A 24,467-nucleotide genomic window follows, 5' to 3' on the forward strand; every position below is an offset into this window, starting at 1 on the left:
TACCATGAACTATGTCGCTGTAATTGGAAGTGGAATCATGGCTGCAGGCATTGCAGCAGGATTTATTTCTCAGAACATTCCTGTTGTGATCCTAGGAAGAACAAAAGAAAAAGCAGATGCTTGCCTAGATAAGTCTTTGACTCTGGCAATGAAGATTGGCATGACTGGGGCTAACGTCAAAATGGATACCACCCAAGTGAAGGCTGCACAGAGGAGTGAGGTACTTGAAGACTGGCTAAATTGGGATGGATGTGAGTGGGTTATTGAAACCGTTTCAGAAAACCTTGAGCTTAAACAATCCATTTTTCAATACCTTGATGAAAGAGTGCCGGCAAATATTCCTATTGGTAGTAATAGTTCAGGCTTTCCAATTACCAAAATTGCAGCTCAATTAAAGACTGCAAATCGAATGATGGGTGCGCACTACTTTATGCCAGCGGAAGTTGTCCCCTTAGTTGAGATTGTCATGGGTGAGAAGACGGATGCCAAATTCGCAGAAGAAGCTTGCCAGCTTTATAAAAAGATTGGCAAGAAGCCAGTACTAGTTAAAAAAGATATTCCGGGGTTTTTAGCCAACCGTATTCAGCATGCCTTGATGCGTGAAGCTTTATCGCTTGTGCAGCAAGGAATTGCGAGTCCTGAAGATATTGATGATGCAGTACGTTATAGCTTTGGCTTCCGATACGCTGCCGTAGGCCCTATGACTCAAAAGGAAATTTCTGGTTGGGATGGCATGGCTAACGCAGCCAAGGAAATCTATCCTTCCCTCTCCAACATTACTACGCTCCCACCTAAAGTAGTTCAGCTAATGAACGAAGGTAAGACGGGAATGAAAGCAGGCGAAGGATTTAGAACATGGTCAAAGCAAGAGATTGAGTCAGTTTCTGACTTGTACTCTAGGCGTCTTAAGGCAGCTTTCGATGTTCTCAACATTGAATAGCTGCATAACCCTTAGCAATGACTTCTTTCACTCGATCCAGATTAGGCGTAATACCAACACCACTTGATGCTAGCTGGGCAACATCTAGATGCCCATGCCTCGCTTTCAGAGGCTCATCGCATATGTCAAACCGTAAATATTGATTCGACATGCTAAAGCCCCAATCCACCGCACCCAATGCAAAGCCCAAGGAGGCAGTTGCTGCCGCTGATAGGGAAGTCTCGGCGACTTTGCAGGCCAGATTCAATTTAAAATTACCTGCATGTAGAAAATTAGCGCATGATAAAGCTTGTATAACGCCACCCGTCTTAGTGAGCTTTAAACTTGCCCCACCAAATACATCAGCATCGATAAACCGTTTAATTTCTGAAATACCATGGATCGACTCGTCCAAACAAATTGGAATAGGGGATTTATTCTTAAGAAGCGCAAAATCACCAACAGAAAGTTCTGTAGAGACTAATTGCTCTGCAAAAGTAAGTTTACTGGCCTCCTCTGATTCGCAAAATCGAATGGCATCGACTAGACTTAATGCACAGTTGGCATCGACAGAAATCACATCACCAGCCAATGCATCGCTTAATACTTTGACCCTATGTAGATCCTCATCCAAAGATAATGAGCCAATCTTTATTTTCCAGTGCCTAAAGCCAAGCTCACTAAATACCTTAGCATCATTTAACTCCTTATCTAGCGAGCCTCCAAGCATCCTCAGCAATGGGATTGGGGTCGGTAGCTCGGCTTTTGTAGCATTGTTTGCACTTCGTAGAAATTGCCAAAGCGGTACAGAAAGTGTTTGCGTATATAGGTCCAGTAAAGCCATTTCCAAGCATGATTTGGCAGAGGCATTTGCGTATAAAACTCGATTAAACAGGCCCGTAAAATCCTTTGGCTCCTTCCAGTCAAGCTCCATGCAGCCCTGTATTAAATATTCAATACTCCCTACTAGACTATCCAAAGTCTCGCCTGTCATCAAGGGTGCAACGGATGCTTCGCCCCAGCCTTTTCTTCCATGCTCGTCCGTGATGCAACAAAGTACAGTCTTCGCATCAACAATATTCTCTCGAGACATTTTTATGGGCTCGATGAGTGGTATCGATAAGGGATAAATTTCGGCGCTTGTAATTTTCATTTTTTGCTTTATTGGACTTAACCTAGTAATTCATATTTTAATAATTTAGGAGAACGATACATGAGAAGATTCATCTTGACACTATCAGTTTTGGGAGCATTACTGCCGTCAGCATCCGGTGCGCAGAGCTATCCAACTCAGCCAATTAAGTTAATTGTTCCTTTTGCAGCTGGGGGTCCGTCTGATGTGTTAGCTCGCAGCTTCACACCAAAGCTGGGTGAAAGTCTTGGTCAACCCATTATTCTTGAGAATAAACCAGGTGCCGGAGGTAATTTAGCTGCTGAATATGTAGCTAATGCAAAACCAGATGGCCATACACTTTTCTTAATGATGGTTGGTACGCAGGCAATAAACGAGACTCTGTATAAGAAATTAAATTACAACCTAGTTAAAGATTTTTCCCCTGTCTCACTTATTGCCTCATCTTCATTAATGCTGGTAGCTAATCCATCTGTTCCAGTAAAAACTGTTGCAGAACTCATCGCTTATGACAAAGCCAACCCTGGGAAGATCAGCTTTGGGTCGTCTGGCGCTGGAACGCCATTGCACCTCGCGGGAGAGTTGTTCAATACGCAGGCAGGAACTAGTATTTTGCATGTCCCATATAAGGGCGCTGCGCCAGCACTAACCGATGTTTTAGGTGGGCAAATTCAAACTGCTATTGTTGGGACACCAGCTGCCCTACCTTATGTGAAATCTGGGAAGCTTACAGCCCTGGGGGTTACCAGTCTGAAACGTTCTGCTACAGAGCCTGAAATTCCTGCCATATCTGAAACCCTGCCTAAGTTTGAGGTGGAGTTGGTGTACGCGATTGTCGCTCCTGCAAACACTCCTAAAGCAATTATTGATAAACTCAATGCTCAGCTTATTAGCACCTTAAATAGTCCTGAAGTTAAGAATCAATTAAATTCAAAAGGCTTTGAAGTAATAACAAGCACCCCAAATCACCTAGGGGACTACATCAAATCTGAAGTTGCTAAATGGCGTCCTATAGTTAAAAAATCTGGCGTTACTGCTGACTAAAAAACAAATAAATTGAAAGAAAATAATGATTGAAACTGCTGGAAAAAAATTAGCTGGGCCGATTATTCGCCTGCATCCTAATGACAACATCGTGGTTGCGCGAGTAGACGTTGCTATTGGTGAAGTCGTTTCTGGTGAGGGGTTTACGAGTCGAAGCCAAGTACCAGCAGGATATAAGATCGCCACAAAAAAAATTGCTAAGGGTGATCCGATTCTGAAATATAACGTCACCGTAGGGTTTGCCAACACGGATATCGAACCTGGTTCAATGGTACATAGCCATAACACCGAGTTCCGAGAATTTGATCGTGACTACGCTTATGCCAGTGAATATAAGCCCACCACACTTTTACCTGAATCTGAACGGGCTACCTTTCAAGGTTACGTCAGAAGCAATGGCAAAGTAGGAACTCGTAATTTCATTGGCATCTTATCTACGGTCAATTGCTCTGCCACTGTAGTCAATAAAATTGCTGCTTGGTTTACCCCTGAAAAATTAAAAGACTTTCCGAATATTGATGGTGTTGTTGCCTTTAGTCACGATATTGGCTGCGGTATGGAGATGAGTGGCGAGCCAATGCAGTTACTACGCAGAACCATGGCAGGCTATGCCCAGCACCCTAACTTAGCGGCAGCACTGATTATTGGTCTGGGATGCGAACGAAATCAGCTCAAAGGATTAATGGAGCAAGAGGCGCTACAAGAAAACTCTACCTTGCATACCTTCATCATGCAAGAAACGGGCGGAACGCGTAAGACGATTGAAGCAGGCATCGAAGCGGTTAAAGCATTGCTACCTGAAGCAAACAAAGCAAAGCGAGAAACAGTCTCGGCTAGTCACCTTACGGTTGGTTTGCAATGCGGTGGATCGGATGGCTTCTCATCGATTACTGCAAACCCAGCACTGGGTGCTGCCGTCGATATTCTTGCACGTCACGGAGGTACCGGCATTCTCTCCGAGACGCCCGAGATTTACGGTGTAGAACATACCCTTACCCGCCGTGCGGCTAGTAAGGAGATCGGTGAAAAGCTGATTAAACGGATTCGCTGGTGGAAAGACGAATACTCGGTTGGGCGTGATGTCCAGATCAATGGTCAAGTTTCTCCAGGAAACCAAATAGGTGGCCTGGCCAATATTTTTGAAAAGTCTTTGGGTTCCTCTATGAAGGGTGGTACCGGCCCGCTGATGGAGGTATATCGATATGCTGAGCCTGTGACAACTAAAGGCTTTGTATTTATGGACACGCCTGGCTTTGACCCCGTCTCTGCCACTGGTCAAATTGCGGGTGGGGCAACCCTAGTAGCTTTCACGACTGGGCGGGGATCCATGTTCGGCTCTAAACCAGCACCCTGCATCAAGTTAGCGACTAATACCCCCATGTTCCAGCGCCTTACCGAGGATATGGACATCAATTGTGGGGAAATTTTAGATGGTACGGTTTCCGTTCAGGAAATGGGGCAGCGAATTTTTGAGCTCTTCTTAGAAACGGCATCTGGCAAATCCTCCAAGAGCGAGCTACTAGGTTTAGGGGATTATGAATTTGTTCCCTGGCAAATTGGGGTGATGAGTTAAGCCCCTTCTTGATGATTGAGTAGTGACAGGCGGGCTAAGTGCCCGCTTTTTCTTGATACTAAAAGCGCTAAAGGACTGAAAAAAGGCTCTGAGAACGGTAGAATTAAAGTAACTGATTCAATAGGACTCATGAAGCATATGAAATTTAGAGATTATTACGAAACGCTCGGCGTTGCTCGCGGTGCAACTGAAGCAGAGATAAAAGCTGCATACCGAAAGCTAGCGCGCAAATATCATCCGGACGTCAATAAAGAGTCTGGTGCTGAAGAGCAATTTAAAGAGCTTGGTGAAGCCTACGCTGTCTTAAAGGACACGGAAAAACGTGCAGCCTACGATCGAGTGGGCGCTGACTGGAAAAATGGTCAGAATTTCACACCCCCACCCAATTGGAATGAAGGTTTTGAATATTCTGACAATAATTTTAGCGGCGGCCATGCCGGATTTGGTGGCGGCTATGAGGGAGATCAAAGTGAGTTCTTTGAATCCCTTTTCGGCCGTGGTGGGCATCGTCAAGGTGGCCGCAGTAGTCATCCTCGCCAGGGCATGGACTTTAAGGGGCAAGATCATCACGCCAAAATCCTCATTGATCTAGCCGATACCTACAATGGCGCAAAGCGCACGATCACCCTTCACATGCCTGTGCAAGATGCTAGCGGCCACGTACTAACCCAAGAACGAAAATTGGATGTCAGTATTCCCAAAGGAATGAAAGCGGGACAGAATCTTCGCCTGTCTGGTCAAGGCGCTCCTGGGGTGGGTTCAGGTCCTGCTGGTGATCTCTATTTGGAAATTGATTTTCATCCCAATACGATCTTTCGGGTTGATGGTAAAGATATTTACCTAGATCTACCACTCGCACCTTGGGAATCTGCCTTGGGTACTACAGTCAATATTCCAACTCCTGCGGGCTCTATCTTAGAGTTGACGATTCCTGCGGGCACAGCAGCGGGTCGCAAGATGCGACTTAAAGGCAAAGGTATTCCTAGTAAGGAAGCCGGTGATTTATATGTAGTACCAACAATTGTTTTACCTCGTGCAGATACTGACTCACAAAAAGAAGCTTATCAAGCTTTTGAAAAAGCATTTGATTTCAAACCAAGAAACCATTTAGAGGGATGGGCAATATGACGCAAACTACAGTTACTTGGATTGAAGGCGCTATCGTAGAAGATGAGCTGCACTTGAGCATTGTGGAACTCTCTCAGGCGGTACGAACCCCCGAGGATTTAATTATGTCTTGGGTTACCGAGGGTGTCCTGAGCCCAAGCGGTACAAGCGCACAAGACTGGCGTTTCAGCGGTGACTCTCTTCAAAGAGCCAAGACTGCCGCTCATTTAAGTCATGATCTAGAGCTCAATACGCCTGGAGTTGCTTTGGCCTTAGACCTTCTTGATGAAATCAATCGCCTACGCAATCAACTTCATGCCCAAGCCCCCGTACAAGTTAAAAGTATCACTGATGAGCGTTGATTTACTAAGCCATACTCAAAAGAAAGTAGATGATGTCAGTCTATTTTCAGCTACGGCACTAGGCATTGGCGGCATGATGGGTGCAGGTTTATATTCATTACTTGGCTTAGCAAGTTCACATGCCGGTTCTCATGTCCCATTAGCTTTTTTGATTGGAGCAATCGCAGCCTCTTTCTCCATCTACTCTTATGCAAAGCTAGGCGCGGCATTTCCTAGCAGTGGGGGCGCAGCCACTTTCACAGTTATGGGATTTGGGCCTGGCATTATTTCGGGCGGAATAAACACCTTCCAATATATTGCCTACCTGATTGCTGCCGCACTTTACGCTGCAGGATTTGTCGAGTACACCAACACATTATTTGGTGGAGACCTCTCTCCCCTGCTGCTCAAATGCATTACTGCTGCCATTATTTTGATTTGTACCTTCATCAACCTACTAGGCCCTAGCTTGGTTGGCAAAGCCGAGGCCGCTGCCATCGCCCTAGTCGTGATTAGCCTCTTAGTTTTTTCAGCAATGGGGTTTCATCAAGCAAATTTTAATAATTTTCAAATGGGTAGTGGCTCTATCAGTGGGATCGCGGTGGCTGCCGGAATTTTGTATATCAATTTTCAAGGTTTCGGCGTAGTTACCAACTCCTCTTCAGCCATGAAGTCCCCGCAAAAAGAACTTCCTTTAGCCATGTTCTCCGCACTGATCCTAGTCACTGTGGCCTATCTAGCAGTCAGTAGTGCAGTTGTGTTGTTAATGCCTCTGGGCGCGATAGAACTTCATAGTGGGCATGTTTTGGCTGATGCCGCGCAAATCGTTGCGGGCAAAGCCGGCCTGATGATCATCAGCATATCAGCCCTACTAGCCTGCGCTGCAGCCGTGAATGCTACTATTTTCGCAGCCTCAAATATCGCGGCTGATGTCGCTCAAAAGAAAATGATTTCTAGTGCGCTTGGAAGTAGTGTTCTCAAAACTAAGTTTCGCGCCCTCACCATTTCATCGGTCGGCGTCATATTTTTAGCCCTGATTTTTCCTTTAAGTGAAGTGGGGCAAATGGCTAGCCTAGCCTTTTTATTGGTTTATGCAGTGATTACCTACGGCCATATCCGCATCTATCAACAGACCGGTGCAAACCCTAAAATTCTTTGGTGCGCCATTTTGATTAATATGATCTTGTTCACGGCACTCACCATCAGCACAGCGCAAACATCGCCTTCAAGTGTCATTGCCCTACTGATTGCCCTAGTCGCCTCTTTTGGCCTTGAAGCTTTCTCTAGATTTAAATCAAGCCATCACGCAGCGACTTAAGATTCTGAACGACTCAGCAGAAATTCCCAACGCTGCAGTTTAATATCTAAGTCAGCCGTTATCTGCGATAGGCGTGCTTGCATGCTAGCAGCCAGTTCAGGCTCATTCTTGTAGAGATCGGGGCTACTCATAGCGATTCCGATTTCAGCCTGTTCCGTTTCTAAAACTTCAATCTGCAAAGGCAAAGCCTCGAGCTCTTGGCGCTCTTTACCATTGAGTTTAAGAACATCGCTCTTTGCCGCCACTGGCTTGGATTCTGACTTAGGCTCTAGCTTAGCTGTAGACTTAGCTGTAGACTTAGCGTCACTCTTTTCTGGAGACTTCATACTGCCATTAGCGGTACGAATCTTATCTGATCGTGCCTTTTGGATTTTCCAATCCTCGTAGCCACCCTCATATTCACGCCAGAAACCGTCACCTTCGTTAGCAATAATGCTGGTTACTACGTTATCCAAGAAATAACGATCATGACTAACTAGGAATACTGTACCTTTATATTCTTGGAGCAACTGCTCTAACAAATCTAAAGTATCAATATCTAAGTCATTGGTTGGCTCATCCAATACCAAGACATTTGCTGGCCTTGCAAACAAGCGGGCTAACAATAAACGGTTTCGCTCACCACCCGATAAGGTGCTTACCGGTGAGTTGGTCCGCTCAGGTGAAAACAAGAAGTCACTTAAGTAACTCTTGACGTGCTTCTTATTGCCATTAATTTCAATCCACTCACTACCAGGGCTAATGTAATCCTCTAAGGAGGCATTGAGATCAAGACCTTCTCGCATTTGATCAAAATAAGCCACTTCGATCCGAGTTCCCATGGTAGCCGTGCCTGAGTCAGGTGCAATCGTACCTAAGATCAACTTCAGCAGCGTAGTCTTACCCGCGCCATTTGGACCCAACAACCCAACCTTATCACCCCGTAAAATCGTAGCGGTGAAATCCTGAACAATCGGACGGCCATAAGATTTGGAGACGTTCTGCAAGTCCGCCACAATTTTGCCACTGCGGTCTCCAGCAGAAACGGCCAGCTTAACCTGACCCATCGCATCACGCCTTTGTGCGCGACTGTCCCGAAGACCCTCTAAACGAGCAATACGGGCAACGCTTCGGGTACGCCTGGCTTCAACACCCTTGCGTATCCAAACTTCTTCTTGTGCCAATAATTTATCGGCGCGCGCATTTGCCAGGGATTCTGAATTTAGCTCTTGATCCTTTAAAACTTCGTAGGCAGAAAAATTACCTGGGTAGCTACGTAAAATGCCGCGATCTAGCTCCACAATTTGGGTGCACACATTATCTAAAAAGGCACGGTCATGCGTTACCAACAGCACAGAGCCTTGATATTCTTTTAATAACTCTTCTAACCAGGCAATCGAATCCAAATCCAAATGGTTGGTAGGTTCGTCCAAGATGAGGACGTCTGGCATTTCTACCAAAGCTCTTGCAAGCGCAACCCGCTTCTTCGTTCCACCGGACAAGGTATTAATTTTGAGCTCAGCCTCTAGATGCAAGCGATCTAAAGTTTCATAAACGCGCTGCTCCCAATTCCAACCACTTAAGGCTTCGAGTTGAGACTGCACTTCATCCATACGATGCTGAGAAACATCATCCCAATCACCCACGCTCAGCGCCTCGTATTCCTCCCTGAGCGCTTTGGCCAAAGCCACGCCCTGGGAAACGGCTTCGAAGATACTCTCTTCAGCCTCGAATATGGGCTCCTGAGGCACATAAGAAATGCGGAGACCTTGCTGAAACTGCAAGAGTCCGTCATCTAATTTTTCTATACCAGCCAAAATCTTCAATAAAGAGGATTTTCCTGTGCCATTACGGCCAATTAAGCCGACACGCTCCCCAGATTCCAGGGAAAAAGCCGTGTTTGCGAGGAGGTCAACGTGGCCAAAAGCCAGTTTTGCATCAGTGAGTACGATTAAAGCCATGGCGACATTATCGTCTCTTCGGTCAAAGCGGTCCTATTTTCGATAAAGCAGGGAATTGGGCGGTAGAATTTATTTCAGCACCACCATTAATAAAGAGCGTAATGACCTGTAAATTGAGCCCCTTCGCGCCCCGCCTGATCCTATTTGCAGGCCATGCAGGTACAGGCAAATCAACGCTGGCAAAAAAGGCTTTGCCCCTCATTATTGAAAAAACAGGTGAAGACTTCTTTTTCTTGGATAAAGATACCGTGTATGGAGCCTTTAGCGCCCATGTAATGGCGCTCACCACCAATGATCCCCATGATCGTGACAGCCCCTACTACCTAAAGAACCTGCGTGATTGGGAATACTCTGGCCTGATTGCCATTGCCCAAGAAAATCTGCAACTGGGCGTAAACGTGATCCTGGTGGGCCCTTTTTCTAGTGAGATTCAATCTGGAAGGATGTTTAAACCAGAAGCTCTAGGTATTCCACTGGAAACACAGATCAAGGTTGCCTGGATTGATTTAAATCAGGATGAAGCAAAGCATCGCATGGAAAAACGTGCAGACCCGCGGGACCAGTGGAAGCTTAACCATTGGGAGCAATATAGCCAACGCAGAATTGATCCACCCCAGCATGCACTGATACAGCGTTTTGACAATCTCCATTTCGATCCATCAAACTTCGAAGATCTCATCGATTATCTAGTTAGCTAAATAATCCAACGCAACTGCTTCGGCTACCTTAATGCCATCTACGCCAGCAGACAAAATCCCTCCTGCATAACCGGCGCCCTCTCCCGCGGGATAGAGTCCTTTTATATTGAGGCTTTGACAGTTAGCGCCGCGAGTAATCCGCAGCGGAGAAGATGTTCTTGTCTCCACTCCAGTGAGTACTGCGTCTTTTAGAGAAAAGCCTTTTATTTGCTTTTCAAATGCAGGGATTGCTTCTCGAATAGCCTCAATCGCATAGAGCGGCAAACTATCGACAAGGTCTGTCAAATGAACGCCGGGCTTGTAGGAAGGAATCACACTGCCAAATTCAGTAGAAGGTCTGCCTGCTAAAAAATCCCCTACCAATTGCCCTGGGGCCTCATAAGTAGAACCACCCATTTCATATGCCTTAGACTCCAGCATTCTTTGAAACTCAATACCAGCAAGAGGGCCGCCAGGGTAATCCTCAGGCGTGATACCAACAACAATACCGGCATTTGCATTGCGCTCATTACGAGAGTACTGGCTCATGCCGTTTGTTACAACGCGATTAGGCTCTGATGCAGCGGCTACCACCGTACCGCCAGGGCACATACAAAAACTATAGACAGATCGCCCATTCTTAGCGTGATAAACCAATTTGTAATCTGCGGCGCCAATCAACGCATTGCCTGCATGAGGCCCTAGGCGAGCCTTGTCGATTAATGACTGGGGGTGCTCAATACGAAAGCCTACCGAGAAAGGCTTAGCTTCCATGTAGACCCCGGCATCATGCAGCGCATGGAAGGTGTCGCGTGCACTATGGCCTAAAGCAATAATCACATGATTGGCCTTTAGATCCGGATGCCCCTCTATCCTTACACCTTGTATCTGCTCATTTTCAATATCAAAGCCAGTTACTTTTTGTGAAAATCGCACCTCTCCACCCAGCTCGATAATTTCTTTGCGCATTTTTTCGACCACACCAACCAGGCGAAAGGTACCGATGTGAGGCTTTGCTACATAGCGAATCTCTTCTGGTGCACCTGCTCTAATAAATTCATGGATGACTTTACGGCCATAAAACTTCGAGTCTTTAATTTGACTATACAGTTTGCCATCCGAAAAGGTGCCTGCTCCACCCTCACCAAACTGTACATTAGACTCAGGATTTAAAACGTTTTTACGCCATAAGCCCCAGGTATCCTGAGTGCGCTCTCGAACAGCCTTGCCGCGCTCCAAAATGATAGGCTTTAGTCCCATTTGAGCCAAAATCAAGGCCGCAAAAATTCCGCAAGGACCAAAGCCGATCACTACAGGTCTTTGAAAATGATCTGACGCCACTTGAGTATTCACTTGGGCCGCATTGGCTACAAAGTGATAACTAGTATCCGGGGAAGGTCTTACGTGAATATCGTTTGAGAATTGCTTAAGGATCAGCTCCTCATTCTTGACCGAGAGATCGACTGTGTAGATGAAAGCCAAAGCAACATTCTTTCTGGCATCGTAACTTCGCTTAAAGACCTCTGCGCGCACCAAGTCCTGCGGCGATAGATTTAAACGCTTCAGAATCGCCTCTTCCAGTGCTTCTGGGGCATGACTAATAGGCAGACGAAGTTCGGTAATACGGATCATGGATTTCTACGATACACACTAAATAAGGGCAATATGTCAAATAATACTGGGATAGTCGGTTATTGGCATTTTAGAGGCGATAATGCGCCATGGCTCTACGCGCAACTATCCACAAAGCCGACCTTCACGTCGCAGATTCTGATCGCCACTATTACGGCAGTCACTCTTTAACAATTGCCAAGCACCCTTCGGAAACCGAAGAGCGCATGATGATCCGCATCATCGCATTTGCACTTCAAGCCCAAGAAGATTTAGTCTTTACTAAAGGTTTAAGTGATGCGGATGAGCCCGATATCTGGGTAAAAGACTTAACTGATGCGATCAAGCTCTGGATTGAAGTTGGGCAACCTGATGAGCGCCGTATTTTGAAGGCATGCGGTCGATCCGATCAGGTCATCGTCTATTGCTATGGTGGTCATACTAGCAAGATTTGGTGGGATGGCATTGCCAATAAACTCACCCGCGCTCGTAACCTGCGAATTATCTCTATTCCAGCAGAGCAAGCGAAGGAACTTAGCAAGCTAGTTGAACGCAGCATGGTGCTCCATGTCAACATCCAAGATGAAGAGGTTTATGTCTCATCGGATATGGGGCAAGTAACCATCACCCCAGAAATCTGGCGTAATCAGACATAAGCTCAAAACAGAATGCAGTCTCTTGTTTTAGATACCAATGTCCTGCTCGATATTTTTGTCTTTGAAGATACGAGAGCTGCTAATTTAAAGCAGGCGCTTCTGAGTTTCAGCATACGCGCAATAGCAAGCCAAAAAACACTGGAAGAATTTGCTGACGTCATTTCCCGTCCGCTCTTCAAGCTGACAGGCTCACAGCAACAGAGCTTCATGAATCAATGGCAGTCGATTGCCGAACAGCAAGACGATACCTTCCTGGCAATAGCGCCTTGGCATTGCGAAGATCCAGATGATCAGATTTTTTTAAATCTAGCGCATCAATTTAGACCATCTATTTTGATCAGCAAAGATAAGGCACTTCTTAAGCTTGCTAGTCATGCCCTAAAAGATGGCATCATCATTACGTCGGACTATAACGCTTTCATAAGCTAGATTAATAATGCAGCCCTTTGCAGCCCCTGGGCGGCTTTTGCAGCAATTTCAAAAGATTGCAACCGCGCTTGATGATCATAGATTTGGCCCGTCATCACAATCTCATCAGCTCCGGTCAGATCAAGCCAATGCTGCATCCGACCCCTGACTGTCGCTAAAGACCCTACCGCAGAGCACTGTAGAGCACTGGCAGCAGTCGCCTTTTCATGAGGATCACAAAATACATCTAAATTTTCAATAGGTGGCGGTAATTGGCCACGCGTGTTGCGACGCATTCGAATCACATGCTGCTGCAAGGTAGTAAATTGATAAACAGCCTCTTCATCCGTCTGGGCTGCCACTACATTCATTAGAAAAGCACAATAAGGCTTTGCCAATTGCGCAGACGGCTTAAATTGATTGCGATAGATTGTCATCGCTTCGAGTAATTGCTCGGGCGCAAAGTGAGATGCAAAGGCATACGGTAATCCAAAGTGAGCCGCTAATTGAGCGCCATACAAACTAGAGCCCAAAATCCAAATAGGCACTTCGGTACCCGCACCCGGGATCGCTTTGACAGCCTGCCCCTCCTGCGCCGGACCAAAATAGTGCTGTAATTCCATCACGTTCTGCGGAAAACGGTCATCACTCCCCTGTAGATCTCGGCGTAAAGCCCTTGCTGTCATCTGATCGGTACCGGGAGCGCGCCCAAGACCTAATTCAATTCTGCCTGGATATAGGCAGGCTAAGGTTCCAAATTGCTCAGCAATCACTAAAGGCGCATGATTAGGCAACATAACGCCGCCAGATCCTACCCGAATGCGAGTAGTGCCCGAGGCAATATATCCAATGAGGACCGCAGGTGCCGAACTCGCATTTCCGGTCATATTGTGATGCTCAGCAACCCAATAGCGCTTGTAACCCCAATGCTCAGCATGCTGGGCAAGTTCAAGAGAGTTGCGCAGCGCATCACTAGCAGAAAACCCCTGGGGAATCGGCGATATATCTAGAATAGAGTACGGAACTAAATTTTCCATAGATCAATCATACCGACAAACCATCTTAAGAAAGCATGTATTGAGCACGAATAAACCCAAAATGGCTGATGCTGATAGCGGCCTCTTTAAGCCTGGAAGCAAGCTAAAACACCGAAAAACGGGTGGATTTTATAAGGTACTTTTATTGGCAAACGTAGAGGCGAGCTTAGCGCCCGCATACGTTTATGAGTCAATGCAATCACATGATTTTTGGATTCGACCTCAAGCTGAAATGGAAGATGGTCGCTTTGAGCTTATCCCAGCAGCTGAAAAGGAGTGAGTCATGATTGAAGAGCGCATCACCAATTTAGAAATTAAATTGAGCTTTACCGAAGACTTGATCGAGAAACTGAATCAAATTGTGTATAAACAACAGCAGCAAATTGAGTTTCTATATCGGGAGCTGAAGTCCATTAAAGAGCAATCGAGCGCTGGAGATGGGGCTGGTGGAGGCTCGCTGATGGATGATATTCCTCCGCACTATTAAGCTCCCGCTAATATCGACACTAAATTGAACACAGATCACACAAAAGGAAAAATATAATGATTAACTTAACGCCTTTTTTACTCCAATGGGGCTTAACGTCACTGTCTCTTTGGGTAGCAAGCTATATATTTAGTGGCCTACGCTTTGCGGATGGCGGATCCCTATTAATTGCCGCTTTATTGCTAGGGTTTGCCAACGCAGTAGTAAAACCACTGCTAATTCTACTAACCCTCCCCCTCACGGTACTCACCATGGGCCTCTTCTTACTAGTAGTCAATGCTCTAGTGTTGATGCTGGTATCGGCAGTTGTTAGTGGCTTTACGGTTTCCAGCTTTTGGACTGCGCTCTTTGCGAGCATCTTTATTTCTTTGTTTAGCCTTTTTATCAGCGGATTGGTAACTTAAGAGCCCCTAAAAAATCACTCAGCCCCAGGGTAAATATCTGCCCAGGGGCGAAGTGCATCACTGCAGGGGCTGCCTTTTTTTCCAATGGATAAGGCATTTTCCGCCAGAATGCTAGCGCCCCCAGTCAAAAATCCAAGTCCAACTGAAATGGCGCTGTTGATAACGCCAGTCTGATTAATCATCGGTTTGGGGTTCTGTAAGGTGCCACCTATCTTAACCAATCCCCCTAAATCAATTCCCGTAGTGAGTCCTGATTTTTCGTAAGGCTCAACCATCAGATTGACTGCTTCAGTCTTAAGATTAATCGTGCCGCCCAAGAGCACATTTAAACGATCCGTCTCCATCCCAACAGTATTAGCAATATTAAGTTGCCCCTGAGAAATGGGTATATAGGCCACGGCACACTCAATCGTATTTTGATTTGATTTTTTGTGTAAAGGATTGATAGCCCCTAAAAGCGTAACGACAAAATCGCCCCCGCTATTAAGAAAAAGGGAATCTGTTTTTGCTTGATCAATACGGATTTGAATTTTTCCACTGGCATTTGATGCCATTTGATGTGCACTCATTCCGGTAGACTGTAAATTAAACGCCAGCCTCATCTTACCGCCACTCACCTTAGAGCTTGGATCTAGTCGAGCCATTAAGCTTTCAAGCGTAAAGTTAGTCGTCACTCCTTTGGCAGTCACTACCGGTGAGGCTGTATCAAGCCTCGAAAGTTGAAGCACCAGATTAGCCTGGCCCTGCCCCAGCACAAAAGTAAGCTGTGGAACAGCGATCTGCGATCCATCCACCTGAATGGTGGCATTGAGATTCTCAATGGGTTGACGGCCTGGTAAGCCCAATTTAATAATGCCTATTGAAATCTTTCCCTTAGCTTGAGGCAAAAGGTCCAATGGTAATTTGGCATCACTAAAAAAATAGGTAGCTGGAGAATGCTGCACTGACTCCGCTGAGGCTGCCTTTAAGTTCTGGGCACTCAATCTGGTAGGCTGTTGCGCGGGGGGTTTTCCTATGGCATTACTGGATGGCCAATCCACTGCTGCAGAATTGACTGCCAAATTGATCAGAGGTAATGTCTTTGGATTTTTGGCTACATTGCCCTGAATAAGAATCGATTTACCATTAACCCCCACATTAAGATCTAGGGCAAACTGAATTGGCGAAACATTCCAATGCTGCATTAACTCTGAAACTGAATCTGTTTTACCTCGCACCTCCAGTGCCAGCTCTTTGTACTTCATATCAATCGCAACCAAGGTCTTAGACCCGTCTTTAGTCAGCGATAAGCGCTGGACTTGGTATATCGAACTTAAGCCAGTTGGATCTAGGTAATGCACATTCGCATTAGCAATCATGATATTAGCTACACTCGTCAGACTATTTTCGCTTGCGGGCGCCTCATCTTGCCTATCACTTGCCAAATTAGTGGCAAAAGGGCTTTGACTACCCATCACCCAGTTAGCCTGACCTGATCGATTTTTCTGTAAAAAGAGGTCTAGGCCCTTGAGCTCGATGCTGTCAATGTCAACACGTTTACTCAGCAAAGGCAGTAGTTTGATATTAAGTGAAATCTGATCCAGCGTTAGAAAATCACTCTGCGATCCCCAAGCAGTGTTACTTAAGGTCAACTGTTCTGCAGAGACAGCAATACCAGGAAAGAATTGCAATTTGATGGGTCCTGAAATTCGAAGATCTCGCCCAGTTGCCGTTTTGACTGAGGATGTCAGTAAAACCGCTAGCTGGGTTGGATTGACCAACGATGAGGCGTACCAAATCCCCATGACTACGAGGAGGACTAAAAGGCCAAGAATACTGAAGATGATGTTGGCTTTGATACGCATATCACTTCATTCTAGCTCCTAGTGAAATAGTGAAGTAACTAAAGGCGCGTTTCAGCACCTCCTCTTAAAACCATCAGAAATATACCCATGTAAAAATCAGTAAAAACAGTCGGCAATTGAAGTAATATCTGGTGGTGTACTGTACACATTAACTACCAAAAGAAGGGTAATAGACCATGGCTACAAAGAAGTCACCAGCAAAAAAGAAAGTAGCTACTAAGGTGGTAAAAAAAGCCCCTGCAAAGAAAGCCGTTAAAAAAGTAGTAGCGAAAAAATCGCCTGCTAAAAAGGCCGTCAAAAAGGTAGTGAAAAAATCAGCAGCTCAGAAAGTTGTTGCCAAGAAAGCAATCGCTAAAAAACCAGTGGCTAAGACGGCCATTAAAAAGGTTGCGGCAAAAAAGCCTGCAGTCAAAAAGCCCGCAGCTAAGAAAGTAGCAAAAAAATCAGCTAAAACTACTAAGCCTAAACAGCTCAAGGTTGATCAATACGGACTTGAGGAAGATGATGAGTTTTATGGCTTGTATTTTGCAAAGTCAACCAAAAAAGGTTTGGTAGAGGTGAAGCCGTGCACATTTTCACTAATGTATTGGTGGAAAGGATTGCTGGGTTATCCCGACATGATTGAGATCTCAAAAGATAGTAATACTGCCATGTTGCAGTTTGAGTCTACTTTTGGTGGGGGTGACTCTGGTGAAACCGAGTTAACTGAAAAAGATGTATTTGATGTAGATCACATCATTGAAGTAGACGAGGAAGAGCAATTAATTTCTCTTTACTCATACATCCCCATCCCTGTTCCTGAAAACCTCATTGGTGCATTGGGCCTCTCTATCCTCAATATCAATCCGGAGACGCGATATGGCAATCTAGAAATCTGCTCAACGGATAATGAGGATGGTAAGAATGAACATTTCTTACGCTACCGTGCCGCTAGCTACTTACGTGGCGTGAAATTAGGTAAGGTTGAGGCAATTGAAAGCATGATCACAAATGGATCAGAATTCTTTGGTTTAGCTTTGGATGCAATGTGTGTCAATAAATCTATCAAAAAGTGGTTGCTGAGCTAATAATGAGCCTCTCTTTTGAAATAGATTAGTAGGCATTGCAGTTATAAATGTAAGTCATAGGAAAGCGATCGTTCACTGTTTTTCGTGTTTCTACGATAGTGGCGCCACGCTTTCCTAGTTTTTTGCACTCCTCAACCGCCGCTGCCTGTGCCTCGGTATCCTTCGCAGATTTGGGGGCATGCACTCCAATCGTACCGTCAGACTGGCGATAGACGCCAAATTCACTTTGCGGAGTTGAGCAGGCCATCAAAGCAACTCCAAAAAATAGAACCCAAATCTTTCTGAAAATATTCATGTGTGATGCCTTGTGAGTGTCCGCGAAATTGCAATACTGATTTTAGTCAACCTTATTTATAAGCTACTCGATCAAGCAATCTTTGCGCCGCAATTTGGTTCTTACCAATGGAGGCTACAGAAATATTCTCTGCCTTAAATGTTCCTAACATTTTGAGACCCTCATTATCAATCTTGACCGACTTCACTACCGGCCATTCATTATTGCCGTTAGCAAAATATTCTTGCGCAGAGTCACTGGCCAGATACTCTAAAAACTGAGTTGCTGCTGAGGCATGCGGGGCATTTTTGGCGACACCACCACCCGCAATATTGATATGGGCACCAGTTGTTTGCTGATTGGGCCAAATAAACCCAATCTTAGAAACAATGGCTTGGTCCTCAGGCTTAGTAGATCGCAATAGCCTGACTAAATAATATGAGTTTGTTAGCGCCACGCCGCACTCTCCTGATGCCACAGCTTTAATTTGATCAGTATCGCCACCTCTTGGGGGACGCGCCATATTGGCAACCATTCCTTTGGCCCACTCTTGCGTAGCAGCCTCACCACGACGCTCAATCATGGCGCCAATGAGGGAAAGCATATAGGGATGAGCACCAGAGCGCGTACATACCTTACCTTTATTAATAGGCTCGGCCAGCTTTTCATAGGTATCCACATCTTGAGGATTTACTTTCGTCTTGTTGTAGACCACTAAACGGGCTCGAGTTGAAAATCCAAACCAAGTTGTTCCCTCTGGATCAGGCTTGGCGCGTAAATTAGCAGGAATACGGCTTTCTAAATATTTCGACTGAATCGGCTTAAAAAACCCATCAATTTGTGCGCGCCATAGTCTGGCAGCATCCACCATCAAAATGACATCAGCCGGGCTATTAGCGCCTTCACTTTTCAGTCTTTCTGCTAATGCATTGTCATCGGCCTCAATCCGGTTAATTTTGATACCGGTCTTTTTGGTGAAATCGCCATACAGGGCTTCATCGGTTTGATAGTGTCGTGCCGAGTAAAGATTGAGCTCCTGGTCAGTCTGTTTGTTTGTCTGCGCAGCAGCATTTGTTGTAAGGCCAGCAATAGTCAGAAGCAGACAGAGGCTCAAATGTTTAAGAATATTTTGCATTTTTTATTGCCGTATTAGTAATTAGTGTGGGATACATTCCAATGTAGCACAAATACGAATGATTATCAATTAAGATAAATTCAGAGGTAAATCTTAAGTTGGGCTACGAGAAGTCATTCAGGATTTTGAGATCACTCTCGATAACAATAAAACGGGAAAAAGTCCAACTAAGACAATCGTTAAGGATGGCAAAGCCAATTCTGCAAGCCGCTCATCAGCCGCCAATTGATAGGTAGCTACAGCTAAAGTATCAAAGTTAAAGGGGCGTAAAAGCAAGGTTGCGGGCAACTCCTTCATGACATCTACAAATACAAATAGACCAGCAGTAATGAGGCTGCGTTTAAGTAAGGGTACATGCACTTTTCTCAGTATTTGAATCTTAGACAACCCTAACAGCGCGGCAGAACCATCCATCGATGGTGTGATGCGAGAGAGCCCTGTCTCTACGCTTTGCAAACTGGAAGAGAGGAAGCGCACAACATAGGCATATACCAATACCGATATGCTGCTGGAAATCCACCAAGCCAATTGAAAGGTCTCAAGAAAAGAAAGTACGCCAATTGCTAGAACTGCTCCCGGTAATGCGTAACCAAATCCAAGCAAACGATTTACCCAGGCCAAGCGAGGGCTAAGCCGCACTGCATAAGCAAAAAATAGTGCCAACACCACCGAAAGTAAAGCTGTTCCAGCGGCTACAAATAAGGAATTTCCTAGCCAACTGAAATACCGTATATCGATACTGAGACCCTGCTTATAAAGTAGCTGAAGTAGTGCCATAGCGGGCATTAAGAAGCCGAAAAGGAGGGTGAGGCCACAAAATATCACGGCAAAGAAACGACCACCTCCACTTAATATTTTAGGAGTCAACCTACTTTCGAATGAAGACGCATAGCGCAATTTAGAACGACTATGTTGCTCAAAGAAAAAGATCAGTAAAACAAAACTCAACAGCCCTAAGGCAAGCTGAATAGCAGCTAAGCGATCACCAAACGAGAGCCAAGCCTTGAAGATGCCGGTGGCAAAAGTTTGTACGCCAAAATAAGAGACGGCGCCAAAATCTGCTAACACCTCCATCAAAACCAAAGCCATACCTGCAAAAATTGCCGGCCTTGCCATTGGTAATACCAGCTTAGTCAACGCCTGAAGATGGCTATATCCCAAAGTTTCAGAAACTTCAATCAGTCTTCCACTACGCTCTAAGAAGGCAGTACGGGTGATCAGGTAAACATATGGGAATAAGCAAAATGAAAAAGCCCAAATAGCTCCACCCAAAGAACGAGGGTCGGGAAAAAACCAAAGTGACTCAGCTCCAAGCATTGTGCGCAGTGTGCTTTGTATAGGGCCAGAAAACTGCAGGAGATCCACAAAGAGATAAGCCATGACATACGTAGGAACAGCCAGCGGCAAAATGAGCGCCCACTCAAAGATCTTCTTTCCTGGAAACTCATAACTTGCAATGATCCAAGCATTTCCAACGCCCAAGATAAAGACACCTAAGCCTACCCCGATGATCAGAATCAGAGTAGAAATGACATACCCCCCGAGCACAAAATTCCATAAATGGCTGATCGTATCTATTGCCAACAAGGCAGAACCGTCAATATTCGGAAATAGAAAAGGCATTGCCAAGCCAAACAGGGGCAAAAATAGCAACAAGGCAAGCAGTGCAGCAATTCGGTTCATTAAATCCGTAATCCGTTTAGACTCTAGCTCTGTATTAAACCATTAGCGCCAATGAGAAAATGATCGACACCAACCCCAATCAAGCACTCCTATCCATTCAGGGGCTAGAAATTGACTACCGCAGTCGAGAGGGGCATGGTCACGTCAGCGCTGTAAATGGTCTTGATTTAGAACTCCGTCAAGGTGAAATTGGCTGCCTTCTAGGCTCCTCTGGGTGCGGCAAGTCTACAGTGCTCAGAGCGATCTGTGGTTTTGAGCCCGTAAAAGCGGGGAACATCCTCCTACGCAATACGGTTGTCAGCTCCCCATCTACCCACCTAGCACCCAACCAAAGACGAATTGGTATGGTCTTTCAAGACTTTGCGCTTTTTCCGCATCTCACCGTCTTGGAAAATATTATTTTTGGCCTACACCATCTCCCCAATGAAAAAAGGGCGCCTGTAGCCAGAGAGTGGCTTAAGCGAGTATTTCTATCAAACAAAGAAAAGGCCTATCCACACGAACTGAGTGGCGGCCAACAGCAGCGTGTAGCACTCGCTAGAGCAATGGCTCCTGAGCCTGATTTAATTCTGCTGGACGAACCCTTCTCCAGTTTAGATGTCGACCTAAGAGAACGTCTCGCTACAGAAATGCGTGAAATTCTTAAAAGCAATGCAATCACCGCCCTTTTAGTGACTCATGATCAATTCGAGGCATTTGCTATCGCAGATAAAGTGGGGGTCATGGCCGATGGCAAAGTTTTGCAATGGGATGCTCCGTATGAGCTTTATCACAAACCAGTAAATCGCTATATTGCAGACTTTATTGGTCGCGGCGTCTTTGTAAAAGGCATTGTTCAACCAGGGAGAAAAGTTCACATTGAACTTGGTGAGCTGGCGCTAGAGGAGGACCAGATCTATGAAGTAGGTCAGGAGATAGATATCCTATTGCGCGCCGATGATATTGTTCACGATGACCACAGTCCAATGCAGGCAGAGGTTGTCAGAAAAACATTTCGGGGTGCTGATTTTTTATACACCCTAAAGTTACGCTCAGATGTAGAGATTTTTGCTTTTGTTCCCAGTCATCACGACCATGCGATTGGTGAAAAAATTGGCATTCACTTAGTTGCAGACCACGTAGTGACCTTTAGTGACTAATCACCCTTTTGACTTGAATGAAATGACGATGTTCAAAGTCAAATAAAAAAACCACCTAGTGAACAGATCCACAGAGGTGGTTTTTATTTAAGTCCTTACTGAAGGCTGAAATTAGCTGCCGATCCGATGATGATCGAGATAGCACTTGGTGTAGGCTGCTCGAGCCTCAATCCAAGCATCAAGTAAATGGTTTAAAAAATGGTTTGAATTTTGCTTCTTGATTTTCATTTTCACATTCCTTTAGTGGGTAGAGCCAAAGTACTGGCTAGTTAAACGCTCTACCTCTGCATGTGACTGGGGGTGATGATTAGCAATAAAAACTTCCAAGCTACTGCGGTCATTCCATCCAGAAAATACATTGGTAAATATATTTTTAAGTTGGGTCATGTTTTCCTCCTTTTAAGGGTTAACCCCTAAATTTTACACCCTTTTATGCTGCTTTGCACAAAATTCGGAGAAAAACATGATCGACCTAGCAATTAATCTCCTGAAAGAACCTCGTCGACCACATCAATAAATTGAGTGCCGTATCGCTCCAATTTGGCCTGACCTACCCCGCTAATATGACTAAAGTCCTGCAGATTTCTTGGGGCCGATTTCATAATCTCCTGCAAGGTACTGTCATGAAAAATGACATATGGGGGAACACCTTGCTCGCGCGCTAACTCGGTTCTTTTTGCTTTAAGTGCCAACCAAAGTGTTTCCTCAGCAGGATTAATAAATGAACGCGTCGCTGCCTTACCGCTTCCTGACTTAGCTGCCTTCGTTTTTACCTTAGCAGGGTCTTTACGCAACCAGATTGCTTGCTCACCGCGCAATACTGGCAAAGCCATCGCATTAACGAGTTTTAAGCCTCCATAAGAAGCGATATCGGCATCAAGATAACCACCTGCCACCAATTGACGATAAACACTGCTCCACTGAGCCTGATTCAGTTCTTGGCCAATACCAAAGGTGCTGACGTTTTGATGAAAATATTGCTCAATGCGAGGCGTAGATTTGCCAAGCAACACATCTATTAGATGGGTTACCCCAAACTGCTGCCCAGTTCGATAAACACAAGATAGCGCTTTTTGAACCTCTTGCGTTGCATTCCACGTCGCAACGGGCTCTAAACAGTTGTCACAGTGATTGCATTGCCCAGGATGCGCCTCACCAAAATAGCGCAAGATCCCTTGGTGTCGGCAAGTAATGGACTCACAGTAACCCAATAGAGCGTTGAGTTTTTGACGCTCAACGCGTTTTCGGTCCTCCGAGGCCTCACCAGCATCCACCATTTGCCGCAGATTCACAACATCCCCTAAACCATAGGCCATCCAAGCATTTGCCGGCAAGCCATCGCGACCAGCACGCCCTGTTTCCTGATAGTAGCCCTCCATACTTTTGGGCAAATCAAGATGAGCTACAAAACGGACATTCGGTTTATCAATCCCCATGCCAAAAGCTACCGTAGCAACCATGATGACGCCCTCTTCACGCAAAAAACGTTTTTGGTTTGCGTTACGTATTTCGATACTCAAGCCCGCGTGATATGGCATCGCATCCCAACCGCGATCCACAAACCACTGCGCGGTATCTTCTACACTGCGACGAGATAAACAATAAATAATGCCGCAATCATCTGGATGCTCTGCCTCTAAAAATTGCTCTAGTTGCTGTTTAGCGCTATTTTTTTGCAGTACTCTATACCGAATATTGGGCCGATCAAAACTAGAAACAAATTGCTTTGCGGACTCCAGAGATAAGCGCTCTACAATTTCTGCCCTTGTAGGTGCATCCGCAGTCGCTGTTAACGCGATCCTAGGTACATTCGGAAAGCGTTCATGCAAGATCGTTAATTGTCGATACTCCGGACGAAAATCATGACCCCACTGAGAGACGCAATGCGCCTCATCAATCGCAAACAAGGCAATGCCAGAACCAGCATTTAACTTATCCAGCGTAAATAAAAAGCTGTTGCTTAACAGCCGCTCTGGTGCGACATAGATTAAATCTAAGTCTCCAGCTAACAAGCGGCTGGTAACCCGTTGGGATTCTTGCGCATCTAAGCTGGAGTTTAAGAACGCAGCCTTTACCCCTAACTGAGTGAGGGCATCAACCTGGTTTTGCATGAGGGCAATTAAAGGAGAAACAATGACCCCAACCCCGGCACGTGTGATTGAGGGAATTTGATAGCACAAGGATTTACCGGCGCCCGTTGGCATCAGTACCAAGGCATCGCCGCCATCAACCAAGTGTTGAACGATCGATTCTTGGGTGCCCCGAAACTGATCGAACCCAAACACATGGCGAAGGATTTGATGGATTTGATTCATGAATGACTTGTCCATCTTTGGCTGAGGTATTACGTATTAACTTGGCGGTGGACACAGTCTCCATCCATATTGTCTCAGCATCCTACCCTGCTTACAGGGAAATTTACAGGGTACTGATGATTAAAACCCCATCAAGAATCATGAAAAAGCCTATTAAATGAGCTAACAAATCAAAAATTGCTCTAAATAAGCCTTACATAACAGGGAAAAACAGGGAAAAATATAGGCTTCGATATAACTAAACGACTGTCAAAATGCTACTGACCTGTCCTGGGATTTTCAGACCAAACTAATTTAGAGATAATGACTCCTCCTTGACTAAAAGGAGTAGTACATGAAGAGAGCCCGATTTACGG

At 45.5% G+C, this 24,467-nt stretch carries 24 protein-coding genes; 14 read left to right on the forward strand and 10 right to left on the reverse strand.

Annotated elements, in window-relative coordinates:
* Nucleotides 1-4 precede the first annotated feature (4 nt).
* Complete coding sequence (locus tag B0G85_RS09725) at nucleotides 5-940, forward strand: 3-hydroxyacyl-CoA dehydrogenase family protein (RefSeq protein WP_100380262.1); 936 nt, start codon at nucleotides 5-7, stop codon at nucleotides 938-940.
* On the opposite strand, the gene B0G85_RS09730 is transcribed toward B0G85_RS09725, so the two are convergent.
* Nucleotides 927-2,072, reverse strand: coding sequence for a mandelate racemase/muconate lactonizing enzyme family protein (locus B0G85_RS09730; protein WP_100380263.1), 1,146 nt, complete (start codon nucleotides 2,070-2,072; stop codon nucleotides 927-929). The genes B0G85_RS09725 and B0G85_RS09730 overlap by 14 nt on opposite strands.
* A 75-nt stretch (nucleotides 2,073-2,147) precedes the next feature.
* Between B0G85_RS09730 and B0G85_RS09735 the strand changes: the two genes are divergently transcribed.
* From B0G85_RS09735 to B0G85_RS09755, 5 genes are all read left to right on the forward strand, one after another.
* Nucleotides 2,148-3,095: a Bug family tripartite tricarboxylate transporter substrate binding protein gene (locus tag B0G85_RS09735; RefSeq protein WP_232726021.1), complete on the forward strand. Its 948-nt coding sequence runs from the start codon at nucleotides 2,148-2,150 to the stop codon at nucleotides 3,093-3,095.
* Between the two features lie 25 nt (nucleotides 3,096-3,120).
* The gene (locus B0G85_RS09740; protein ID WP_100380265.1) at nucleotides 3,121-4,668 is read left to right on the forward strand and encodes a UxaA family hydrolase; all 1,548 of its coding nucleotides are present in this window, start codon (nucleotides 3,121-3,123) and stop codon (nucleotides 4,666-4,668) included.
* 138 nt (nucleotides 4,669-4,806) lie between these two features.
* Nucleotides 4,807-5,796 (forward strand): DnaJ C-terminal domain-containing protein, encoded by a 990-nt coding sequence (locus B0G85_RS09745; RefSeq protein WP_100380291.1) that lies wholly within the window; start codon nucleotides 4,807-4,809, stop codon nucleotides 5,794-5,796.
* Nucleotides 5,793-6,137 (forward strand): chaperone modulator CbpM, encoded by a 345-nt coding sequence (locus B0G85_RS09750; RefSeq protein WP_100380292.1) that lies wholly within the window; start codon nucleotides 5,793-5,795, stop codon nucleotides 6,135-6,137. Before B0G85_RS09745 ends, B0G85_RS09750 begins: the two co-directional genes overlap by 4 nt.
* On the forward strand, nucleotides 6,127-7,434 hold the full coding sequence (locus B0G85_RS09755) for an APC family permease (protein ID WP_157799316.1): 1,308 nt from the start codon (nucleotides 6,127-6,129) through the stop codon (nucleotides 7,432-7,434). The genes B0G85_RS09750 and B0G85_RS09755 overlap by 11 nt, the downstream gene beginning before the upstream one ends.
* Here the strand turns inward: B0G85_RS09755 and B0G85_RS09760 are convergent.
* Nucleotides 7,431-9,374: an ATP-binding cassette domain-containing protein gene (locus tag B0G85_RS09760; RefSeq protein ID WP_100380267.1), complete on the reverse strand. Its 1,944-nt coding sequence runs from the start codon at nucleotides 9,372-9,374 to the stop codon at nucleotides 7,431-7,433. The two genes, B0G85_RS09755 and B0G85_RS09760, sit on opposite strands and share 4 nt — an antisense overlap.
* Nucleotides 9,375-9,475: 101 nt before the next feature.
* Between B0G85_RS09760 and B0G85_RS09765 the strand changes: the two genes are divergently transcribed.
* Entirely contained in the window at nucleotides 9,476-10,072 is a 597-nt protein-coding gene (locus B0G85_RS09765; RefSeq protein WP_100380268.1) for a P-loop nucleotide/nucleoside kinase family protein, read from the forward strand.
* Here B0G85_RS09765 and B0G85_RS09770 read toward each other — a convergent pair.
* Nucleotides 10,061-11,683, reverse strand: coding sequence for an NAD(P)/FAD-dependent oxidoreductase (locus tag B0G85_RS09770; RefSeq protein ID WP_100380269.1), 1,623 nt, complete (start codon nucleotides 11,681-11,683; stop codon nucleotides 10,061-10,063). The genes B0G85_RS09765 and B0G85_RS09770 overlap by 12 nt on opposite strands.
* 89 nt (nucleotides 11,684-11,772) lie before the next feature.
* Here B0G85_RS09770 and B0G85_RS09775 point away from each other — a divergent pair, with 89 nt between their 5' ends.
* Both B0G85_RS09775 and B0G85_RS09780 read left to right on the forward strand, forming a co-directional pair.
* The gene (locus tag B0G85_RS09775) at nucleotides 11,773-12,318 is read left to right on the forward strand and encodes a YaeQ family protein (RefSeq protein ID WP_100380270.1); all 546 of its coding nucleotides are present in this window, start codon (nucleotides 11,773-11,775) and stop codon (nucleotides 12,316-12,318) included.
* A 12-nt stretch (nucleotides 12,319-12,330) separates the two neighbouring features.
* Entirely contained in the window at nucleotides 12,331-12,747 is a 417-nt protein-coding gene (locus B0G85_RS09780; protein ID WP_100380271.1) for a putative toxin-antitoxin system toxin component, PIN family, read from the forward strand.
* On the opposite strand, the gene B0G85_RS09785 is transcribed toward B0G85_RS09780, so the two are convergent.
* On the reverse strand, nucleotides 12,744-13,763 hold the full coding sequence (locus B0G85_RS09785; protein WP_100380272.1) for an LLM class flavin-dependent oxidoreductase: 1,020 nt from the start codon (nucleotides 13,761-13,763) through the stop codon (nucleotides 12,744-12,746). The two genes, B0G85_RS09780 and B0G85_RS09785, sit on opposite strands and share 4 nt — an antisense overlap.
* Nucleotides 13,764-13,803: 40 nt before the next feature.
* Here B0G85_RS09785 and B0G85_RS09790 point away from each other — a divergent pair, with 40 nt between their 5' ends.
* From B0G85_RS09790 to B0G85_RS09800, 3 genes are read left to right on the forward strand one after another with little or no spacing between them, the layout of a single operon-like run.
* Nucleotides 13,804-14,043, forward strand: a complete 240-nt coding sequence (locus B0G85_RS09790) for a hypothetical protein (RefSeq protein WP_232726022.1) — start codon at nucleotides 13,804-13,806, stop codon at nucleotides 14,041-14,043.
* Nucleotides 14,044-14,046: 3 nt separating this feature from the next.
* On the forward strand, nucleotides 14,047-14,250 hold the full coding sequence (locus B0G85_RS09795) for a SlyX family protein (protein WP_100380274.1): 204 nt from the start codon (nucleotides 14,047-14,049) through the stop codon (nucleotides 14,248-14,250).
* Nucleotides 14,251-14,303: 53 nt separating this feature from the next.
* Nucleotides 14,304-14,654 carry a phage holin family protein gene (locus B0G85_RS09800; RefSeq protein ID WP_100380275.1) on the forward strand — a complete coding sequence of 117 codons (351 nt, stop codon included), beginning with the start codon at nucleotides 14,304-14,306 and terminating at the stop codon, nucleotides 14,652-14,654.
* A gap of 14 nt (nucleotides 14,655-14,668) precedes the next feature.
* Here B0G85_RS09800 and B0G85_RS09805 read toward each other — a convergent pair whose 3' ends face one another.
* Nucleotides 14,669-16,498 carry an AsmA family protein gene (locus B0G85_RS09805; RefSeq protein WP_100380276.1) on the reverse strand — a complete coding sequence of 610 codons (1,830 nt, stop codon included), beginning with the start codon at nucleotides 16,496-16,498 and terminating at the stop codon, nucleotides 14,669-14,671.
* Nucleotides 16,499-16,674: 176 nt separating this feature from the next.
* Between B0G85_RS09805 and B0G85_RS09810 the strand changes: the two genes are divergently transcribed.
* Nucleotides 16,675-17,565 (forward strand): hypothetical protein, encoded by an 891-nt coding sequence (locus B0G85_RS09810; protein ID WP_100380277.1) that lies wholly within the window; start codon nucleotides 16,675-16,677, stop codon nucleotides 17,563-17,565.
* Between the two features lie 25 nt (nucleotides 17,566-17,590).
* Here B0G85_RS09810 and B0G85_RS09815 read toward each other — a convergent pair whose 3' ends face one another.
* From B0G85_RS09815 to B0G85_RS09825, 3 genes are all read right to left on the reverse strand, one after another.
* Entirely contained in the window at nucleotides 17,591-17,860 is a 270-nt protein-coding gene (locus B0G85_RS09815) for a hypothetical protein (protein ID WP_100380278.1), read from the reverse strand.
* A gap of 52 nt (nucleotides 17,861-17,912) precedes the next feature.
* Nucleotides 17,913-18,974 (reverse strand): extracellular solute-binding protein, encoded by a 1,062-nt coding sequence (locus B0G85_RS09820; RefSeq protein WP_100380279.1) that lies wholly within the window; start codon nucleotides 18,972-18,974, stop codon nucleotides 17,913-17,915.
* A gap of 117 nt (nucleotides 18,975-19,091) precedes the next feature.
* Complete coding sequence (locus tag B0G85_RS09825) at nucleotides 19,092-20,657, reverse strand: ABC transporter permease (protein WP_100380280.1); 1,566 nt, start codon at nucleotides 20,655-20,657, stop codon at nucleotides 19,092-19,094.
* A 59-nt stretch (nucleotides 20,658-20,716) separates the two neighbouring features.
* Here B0G85_RS09825 and B0G85_RS09830 point away from each other — a divergent pair, with 59 nt between their 5' ends.
* Nucleotides 20,717-21,796 carry an ABC transporter ATP-binding protein gene (locus tag B0G85_RS09830; RefSeq protein WP_100380281.1) on the forward strand — a complete coding sequence of 360 codons (1,080 nt, stop codon included), beginning with the start codon at nucleotides 20,717-20,719 and terminating at the stop codon, nucleotides 21,794-21,796.
* A 240-nt stretch (nucleotides 21,797-22,036) separates the two neighbouring features.
* Here the strand turns inward: B0G85_RS09830 and B0G85_RS10290 are convergent, their stop codons facing one another.
* Both B0G85_RS10290 and recQ read right to left on the reverse strand, forming a co-directional pair.
* Nucleotides 22,037-22,183: a hypothetical protein gene (locus tag B0G85_RS10290; protein ID WP_157799317.1), complete on the reverse strand. Its 147-nt coding sequence runs from the start codon at nucleotides 22,181-22,183 to the stop codon at nucleotides 22,037-22,039.
* 92 nt (nucleotides 22,184-22,275) lie between these two features.
* Nucleotides 22,276-24,111 carry a DNA helicase RecQ gene (gene recQ / locus B0G85_RS09835; protein WP_100380282.1) on the reverse strand — a complete coding sequence of 612 codons (1,836 nt, stop codon included), beginning with the start codon at nucleotides 24,109-24,111 and terminating at the stop codon, nucleotides 22,276-22,278.
* Between the last annotated feature and the right edge of the window lie 356 nt (nucleotides 24,112-24,467).

The sequence above is a fragment of the Polynucleobacter brandtiae genome (assembly GCF_002797575.1).
GTDB lineage: Bacteria > Pseudomonadota > Gammaproteobacteria > Burkholderiales > Burkholderiaceae > Polynucleobacter > Polynucleobacter brandtiae.

Coding starts and splice junctions, on each gene's coding strand:
- B0G85_RS09775 (WP_100380270.1), top strand. CDS start 11,773: ATGGCTCTACGCGCAACTATCCACAAAGCCGACCTTCACGTCGCAGAT.
- B0G85_RS09730 (WP_100380263.1), bottom strand. CDS start 2,072: ATGAAAATTACAAGCGCCGAAATTTATCCCTTATCGATACCACTCATC.
- B0G85_RS09785 (WP_100380272.1), bottom strand. CDS start 13,763: ATGGAAAATTTAGTTCCGTACTCTATTCTAGATATATCGCCGATTCCC.
- B0G85_RS09810 (WP_100380277.1), top strand. CDS start 16,675: ATGGCTACAAAGAAGTCACCAGCAAAAAAGAAAGTAGCTACTAAGGTG.
- B0G85_RS09745 (WP_100380291.1), top strand. CDS start 4,807: ATGAAATTTAGAGATTATTACGAAACGCTCGGCGTTGCTCGCGGTGCA.
- B0G85_RS10290 (WP_157799317.1), bottom strand. CDS start 22,183: ATGACCCAACTTAAAAATATATTTACCAATGTATTTTCTGGATGGAAT.
- B0G85_RS09780 (WP_100380271.1), top strand. CDS start 12,331: ATGCAGTCTCTTGTTTTAGATACCAATGTCCTGCTCGATATTTTTGTC.
- B0G85_RS09770 (WP_100380269.1), bottom strand. CDS start 11,683: ATGATCCGTATTACCGAACTTCGTCTGCCTATTAGTCATGCCCCAGAA.
- recQ (WP_100380282.1), bottom strand. CDS start 24,111: ATGAATCAAATCCATCAAATCCTTCGCCATGTGTTTGGGTTCGATCAG.
- B0G85_RS09765 (WP_100380268.1), top strand. CDS start 9,476: ATGACCTGTAAATTGAGCCCCTTCGCGCCCCGCCTGATCCTATTTGCA.
- B0G85_RS09795 (WP_100380274.1), top strand. CDS start 14,047: ATGATTGAAGAGCGCATCACCAATTTAGAAATTAAATTGAGCTTTACC.
- B0G85_RS09755 (WP_157799316.1), top strand. CDS start 6,127: ATGAGCGTTGATTTACTAAGCCATACTCAAAAGAAAGTAGATGATGTC.
- B0G85_RS09805 (WP_100380276.1), bottom strand. CDS start 16,498: ATGCGTATCAAAGCCAACATCATCTTCAGTATTCTTGGCCTTTTAGTC.
- B0G85_RS09725 (WP_100380262.1), top strand. CDS start 5: ATGAACTATGTCGCTGTAATTGGAAGTGGAATCATGGCTGCAGGCATT.
- B0G85_RS09825 (WP_100380280.1), bottom strand. CDS start 20,657: ATGAACCGAATTGCTGCACTGCTTGCCTTGTTGCTATTTTTGCCCCTG.
- B0G85_RS09820 (WP_100380279.1), bottom strand. CDS start 18,974: ATGCAAAATATTCTTAAACATTTGAGCCTCTGTCTGCTTCTGACTATT.
- B0G85_RS09830 (WP_100380281.1), top strand. CDS start 20,717: ATGATCGACACCAACCCCAATCAAGCACTCCTATCCATTCAGGGGCTA.
- B0G85_RS09740 (WP_100380265.1), top strand. CDS start 3,121: ATGATTGAAACTGCTGGAAAAAAATTAGCTGGGCCGATTATTCGCCTG.
- B0G85_RS09750 (WP_100380292.1), top strand. CDS start 5,793: ATGACGCAAACTACAGTTACTTGGATTGAAGGCGCTATCGTAGAAGAT.
- B0G85_RS09815 (WP_100380278.1), bottom strand. CDS start 17,860: ATGAATATTTTCAGAAAGATTTGGGTTCTATTTTTTGGAGTTGCTTTG.
- B0G85_RS09760 (WP_100380267.1), bottom strand. CDS start 9,374: ATGGCTTTAATCGTACTCACTGATGCAAAACTGGCTTTTGGCCACGTT.